The 6348-nt window shown below is 32.4% G+C and carries 5 protein-coding genes and 1 rRNA gene; 5 read left to right on the top strand and 1 reads right to left on the bottom strand.

Going from position 1 to position 6348, the window contains the following annotated elements:
* Positions 1 to 5: 5 nt before the first annotated feature.
* Positions 6 to 578: a spore protease YyaC gene (gene yyaC, locus BN3326_RS18245; RefSeq protein WP_070000692.1), complete on the bottom strand. Its 573-nt coding sequence runs from the start codon at positions 576 to 578 to the stop codon at positions 6 to 8.
* A gap of 345 nt (positions 579 to 923) precedes the next feature.
* Here yyaC and BN3326_RS18250 point away from each other — a divergent pair, with 345 nt between their 5' ends.
* From BN3326_RS18250 to BN3326_RS22265, 5 genes are all read left to right on the top strand, one after another.
* Entirely contained in the window at positions 924 to 2267 is a 1344-nt protein-coding gene (locus tag BN3326_RS18250; RefSeq protein WP_070000693.1) for a LysM peptidoglycan-binding domain-containing protein, read from the top strand.
* Between the two features lie 105 nt (positions 2268 to 2372).
* Positions 2373 to 3836: a glycogen synthase gene (locus tag BN3326_RS18255; protein WP_083258928.1), complete on the top strand. Its 1464-nt coding sequence runs from the start codon at positions 2373 to 2375 to the stop codon at positions 3834 to 3836.
* A 77-nt stretch (positions 3837 to 3913) separates the two neighbouring features.
* Positions 3914 to 5107, top strand: a complete 1194-nt coding sequence (locus tag BN3326_RS18260; RefSeq protein ID WP_070000696.1) for a DUF5711 family protein — start codon at positions 3914 to 3916, stop codon at positions 5105 to 5107.
* A 2-nt stretch (positions 5108 to 5109) separates the two neighbouring features.
* The gene (locus BN3326_RS18265; RefSeq protein ID WP_070000697.1) at positions 5110 to 5799 is read left to right on the top strand and encodes a CvpA family protein; all 690 of its coding nucleotides are present in this window, start codon (positions 5110 to 5112) and stop codon (positions 5797 to 5799) included.
* Positions 5800 to 6130: 331 nt separating this feature from the next.
* A 16S ribosomal RNA gene (locus BN3326_RS22265) occupies positions 6131 to 6348 on the top strand; the annotation flags it as partial.

Below are 6348 nucleotides of genomic sequence, written 5' to 3' on the forward strand. Positions count from 1 at the left end.
TATAATTATTTATAATACCTCCATAGGCAATACTTTATACCAGAAGAAATGGTATCAGCCATTTTCATAACAAGTGATAGTCTGGTATTTTGAAGTATTACCATATTCATAAGGCTGCTGAAGTTAACAATGCCTGTAATATGAATATGGCCTATCGGAGGTAATTCTTTTTGTACACCAGCACCAGGGCGTATAGAGCCTTCGCCGATAGTTATACACCCTACATTAGACATTGCGCCTAGACAAGCGTCAATAGCTATAACAAGGGCATTAGCATGCAGCAGTTTGATATTATCTATGATATCTTCTAAATTTTTAGCATGTACTGGATTGTCTAAATCACCGTACAATGAAACTTTTTGGTATTTAAGGTCTTTAAGTTTATAACCGATTAATGGCCCTAAACTATCACCGGTAGCGCGATCCGTACCAATACATACAATAACTAACTCATGATTATGACGAGGCAACAAATGCGTTAAATAATCCTGAAGATTATTACAAAAAGTATTGAAATGATGGCTGTCATTTGTATTAATATAAAGGGGTTTTACCTTAGGACTTAATTCTGTATACATATCTTTATCACCACTTTCGCTATCTCATTATAGTTTCCCATTTTTTTGGATATTTATTTACTATTTTAATTGGAATTTATTTACATAATGAAAAATTATAATAATAAATTAATATATTAATAAAAATCTTAAAGTGCTACAAATTTTATGATATCTTAAAAAACAATAAAATATTTATTTAAAAAAAAGATATAAACATACATATAAATGTAAAATGGTATAAAATGGAATAATAACAAAAAAAAAGAAAATAAAAAAACTAAGATGATCGACAATAAAGATTAAATTATTTATCAAAGTCTATAGTATCCTAATTAAAATGGATAAAAATGGAAGGTGGTATACATGGGAAAAATAACTTATAGACCAAAGGAGCATAGAAAAAACTTAGATAATCTTAATCCGAAAAATAACGATCATCATTATAAAGCACATACATCTGAAAAAAGCATACAGGAAGATAGTAAGTTATTAGAGATAGAAGATAAAAACATTAAAGACAATAATAGTCATATCAGTGAATTAAGCAATGTAAAACCTATAGGAGACCTAGAATGTGACTATCATATTTATTTAGAAGACTATGTGTATACTTATTTATACCAGTATGCTTTAGCAGATTTATCTACAGAGAATTCAGCTGTTTTTTTAGGACAATACTATCCTGAAAGCAAGGAAGTTATAGTAAGAGGGATCATTCCAATTCCAATGGACCATTTAGGCGGCGAAAGTGAATGGATTGACGAAGAAGTACTAAAAGAAGTAGAACAAGAAAGAGAAGAGTACTTTAAGAATGAACAAATTATTGGCTGGATGCATATGCAGCCAGGGTATGGTACTATGCTTACGATGAAAGAATTGCGGGAACATAAAAGGGTATTTGGTGAAAAAGATAGTATATTTATGCTGGTAGATGCTGTTAATAAGATTGAAACACTTTATGTGTATGAAAATGAAGAACTTAAAGAACAGAGTGGCTACTATATGTATTATGAAAGAAATGAAGAGATGCAAAGATATATGCTTGACCATCCTTTTGTAAAAAAAGAAGTACAAGTCATCGAAGATACAGTAGTAAACCAATTCAGAGAAATTGGTAAAATGCGTAAGCATGAATACATACAAAGAAAAAATGTTAATGCAACAGTTATAGTAGCAAGTATTATTTTAATAGGACTCACAGCTGTTATTGTAAAAATGAATGATAATAGAAATACTAAAAGTATTGCTGCCTCTAATACGAATATAGCAGCTAATGGCGTATTACCTGGTTTAGAGAATATAACTAAAGAAGACGATGATATCAAATTTATTATTCAGACAAACCAGCTTGAGGCAGAAAATAAGATAGAACCAACCCATGTTATAGGGGAGTTACCCAAGGGTACAGCAGAAGAAGTAATCGAAGAAGTTGTAATAAATCAAGAGACAAATTCTGAAAAAACAGCAATTAAAGAAAAAGATGAAACGGTGGAGCCTCTAAAACAAGAAGAAAAGAAAAGTAACAGCGAGAAAGAAAATATTAAACAGTATGAGGAATATATCGTTAAAGAAGGGGACACTTTAGCTAATATAAGTTATAATATATACGGCAGTTCGAAGATGTCAAAAGAGATAGCTCAGATTAATGAACTTGGCAATACCGATTTTATTCGAGTTGGACAAAAGCTTAAACTTCCGGCAGAGTAAGGTGAAAATTAGCAATTTTTAATATTATACTATACAACTAATTAGTTAAAAGTGTATTATAGAAAGAGACGAGTTTATTAAAGTTTTAAATCAGGAGGTATGAAGGTGAAGGATATACCACTTAAGTGTTTATTTGTATCAAGCGAAGTAGCACCTTATGCAAAAACAGGTGGGCTTGCAGACGTAGTTGGTGCGTTGCCGAAAAAGCTTAAAGAACAAGGGATAGATGCACGCATTGTCATGCCTTACTATAGTTCTATTGAAGGCAAGTTTTTTGAACATGATGAACACTTTTTAACAAGTTATGATGTGCATTTAGGGTGGAGGATTCAAGGGATAGGCGTTTATTTTGATGAGCAGATAGTTCCCACATATTTTTTGAAAAGCGATACTTATTTTTCAAGACCTGAATTCTATGGCTATGAGGACGATTATGAAAGATTTGCATTCTTTTGTAAAGGGGTACTAGAGCTTATTAAGCATATAGATTTTGTGCCGGATGTTATTCACTGTAATGATTGGCAGACGGGGCCACTATGTTTACTGCTGAAAGACCAATATAGTTATGATCCACTATATGCTGATATTAAAACGGTATATACCATTCATAATATGAAATACCAAGGGATATTTGGAAAAGAGGCATTGGATGTTCTTGAATTATCATCAGACTATATGTCACCAGATAAAATAGAATATCATGGAGCTGTCAGTTATATGAAAGCAGGACTTATTTATTCTGATAAAATTACGACGGTAAGTCCAACTTATGCAGAAGAAATAAAAACTTTTGAATATGGATGTGGACTGGACAGGTTGTTAAGTGAAAAATTAGAGTATAAAATCGAAGGGATACTTAATGGCATAGATTATGACATCTATAATCCTAAGACAGATCCTAACCTATATGTAAATTATACATACAGATCTCTTCATAAAAAAAAGCAGAACAAGGCTTTATTTCAGAAAGAACATGGACTTCTGGAAAAAGACTGTATGGTTATAGGCATTGTTTCTAGAATTACTGATCAAAAAGGTTTTGATCTAATGAAGGAAACGATAGAACATGTATGGGTTATGGATAAGATTATGCAGATGGATGTACAGCTTGTAGTACTTGGCACTGGAGAAAAGGAATACGAGGATATGTTTAGACATTTAGCCTATAAGTATAGAGAAAGAACAGGTGTTTTTCTTACCTTTAATGAATCTTTAGCCCAAAAAATATATGCTGTAAGCGATGTTTTTTTAATGCCATCACTCTTTGAACCTTGCGGACTTGGGCAACTTATAGCTATGCGATATGGTTCTGTACCTATTGTAAGAAAAACAGGAGGATTAAAAGATACTGTTATTCATTATAATATGCAGACAAAAACAGGAACAGGATTTGAATTCGAAGAATGCTCAGGGTACTGGATGTATCGTAAGATTGAAGAAGCGTATTGGTATTATAACGAGCGCCCAGAACATTTTAAACAGATACAGCTTAATGGTATGAAAAAAGGGTTTTCCTGGAATGATGCAGCTAAAGTCTATATCAATTTATATCAAGGTATAGTAGAATAATCATAAATATAGCCTCTATATATGGTATAGAGGCTATATTTATCCTATAATTGAAGCGTAATCAGGAGGTAGGGCAAGTGAGTAGACTAAAAAGTAAGAGGGCACTAGGACAAGTGGTAAGTGTATTAATTATGATTGTGATCATCATAGTTACTTATTTATTATTTGTTAGAGGCTCATTAGTTGATACCCCTAAGAATTATACAGTTTTAGAACAAGAAAAAGAACTTATTCAGTTAGATATACTGAGTGCTACATATGTAGGGATAAATAACAAACAGCTGATTAAAGTTACTGAAAATGGAATAGTGGCGTATGATTTCGATGGAGAAGAACTGTGGTCAGATACGCTAACACTTGATAACTATATTGTAAGACAAAGAGAACCCTATATTGCAATAGCTAATAAAATGGGAAATACTATTACAATATTTAGTGATAAAGGTAAACAAGGGGAAGTTGTTTGTCAAAATCCAATAGCTTACTTTTCTATTAATAAGAATGGCAGTGTAGCTGTAATAGAAAATTTAGGTGACTCACATATTGTATCAGCCTATGATGAAAAAGGGAATTCATTAGGTGTACAAAGAGTAAGCCATGTAAAAGCCAAAAATACAGGGTATCCTGCAGCAGCTGAAGTGTCTCCTAATAATGAACTGCTTTTAACAAGCTATATTGATGTAGATAATCCAGTTCTAACCTCAAATTTACTTGCTATACAAATTCAAAAACCTAAGGAAGAAAAAATAGATAATAGTTTATACGGCATAGAACAAAAAGATAACTTCATCTATGAAATAGAGTTTATCAAAGATAACGAGTGGGTAAGCATTGGGGATAAATGGATGACCTGGTATACTATGAGTGGTCAGGAAATTGCAAGGCAAGAAAATGTATTAGCCTATTTTAGTCCGTATATTGTTAAAGCAAGCAGCTATGGAGATGGGTTTTTACCTATTATTTCTGCTAAAGATTTAAATAAAAGCACTATACATAAGCAAAATGAGCTTTCATATTTTAATGCAAAAGGAGAAATGTTTTTTAATCTAAAATTGGATGAACCCGTTACTTACTTTTATGCGAATGATAAAGGGGTAGTACTTGGACAAAGAAATTTTTTTATGGGCTACAACAAGATGGGAATAAAATTATTTGAATTTAATACTTCATTAGATGTAAGTAAAGTATTTTACCTGCCCGATAGAAAAGCAGGCATTGCTGTAACTAAGGATAAAGTGATATTACTAAAACCAAAGAAGGAGAGAAAATAGATATGCTTGATCTTATTATTATTGGTATCATTATAGTATTTGGAATGATAGGATATTATACAGGGCTTTTAAAGACAATCATCACATTGTTAAGTTCTATCATAGCATTTGTTTTGTCGTTTTTAATGTATCCTATTATTAATTCGTTTTTAAAACTAACGCCTATTTATGGCATCATCAATAAATGGATTGCCAGCAAGCTGGCGCATGTTGAATTTGGCACAGGTATACAAACTCAGGGAAACGCTATTAGTGAAAATATAACATGGCTGCCAAAGTTAATGAGTGAACAGATCATAAAAAATAATAATCAAGAAGTCTATAAACTACTTAATGTATCACATGTAGGCGACTATGTCAGTACCTATTTGACGCATATTATATTAAGTTTGCTTTCGCTTTTGGTAACATGGTTAATTCTAAAAATATTATTAACGATATTCTTAAATACTACACATGTAATGGTATCTCACTTACCGGTAGTGTCTACTGTAAATAAAATCGGTGGACTTGGAGCAGGGATAGGAAAAGGGTTACTAAGTATTTGGATTGTTTGTTTACTCGTACCATTTGCTATAACCTACCCTTATTTTGCAGGTATTGAAGCCTATATAGCAGATAGTCAGCTGGCAAAATGGCTTTATGAGAATAATATGATACTAGTTGCCTTTCACTCTCTTTTAAATATATGAAAATCATCAAACTTAAATATACAAAAATGATCAGAAGAATTGATAGAAAACCTCTATGAAAGATTGTTGTAAAAAAACATAAAAAAAACTAAAAAAGTGGTTGACAAGAGTTAAGCACCATGATATTATTAAATACGTCGCTGAGGACAACACAAGTTAGCCCAAGCGGTGAAAGAAGAAATGAACTTTGAAAATAGAATAGTAACCATAAAACCAGTCGATTCAAAAGAACTTTATACAAAGTTCGAATCAAGTGCTTAAAGAATAGCGATATTCTTTAAAAGTACAAGTAATTAAGTCAAATACAACTTAAATGTTGTAGGACAAACTTTTATATGAGAGTTTGATCCTGGCTCAGGATGAACGCTGGCGGCGTGCTTAACACATGCAAGTCGAACGGACTAAGAGAGCTTGCTCTCTTGGTTAGTGGCGGACGGGTGAGTAACGCGTGGGTAACCTGCCCTATGCAGGGGGATAACAACGAGAAATTGTTGCTAATACCGCATAATCTACCGAGGTCGCATGACTTTGGTAGCAAAGATTTATCAG

The sequence above is a fragment of the Cellulosilyticum sp. I15G10I2 genome, assembly GCF_900095725.1.
GTDB lineage: Bacteria > Bacillota > Clostridia > Lachnospirales > Cellulosilyticaceae > FMMP01.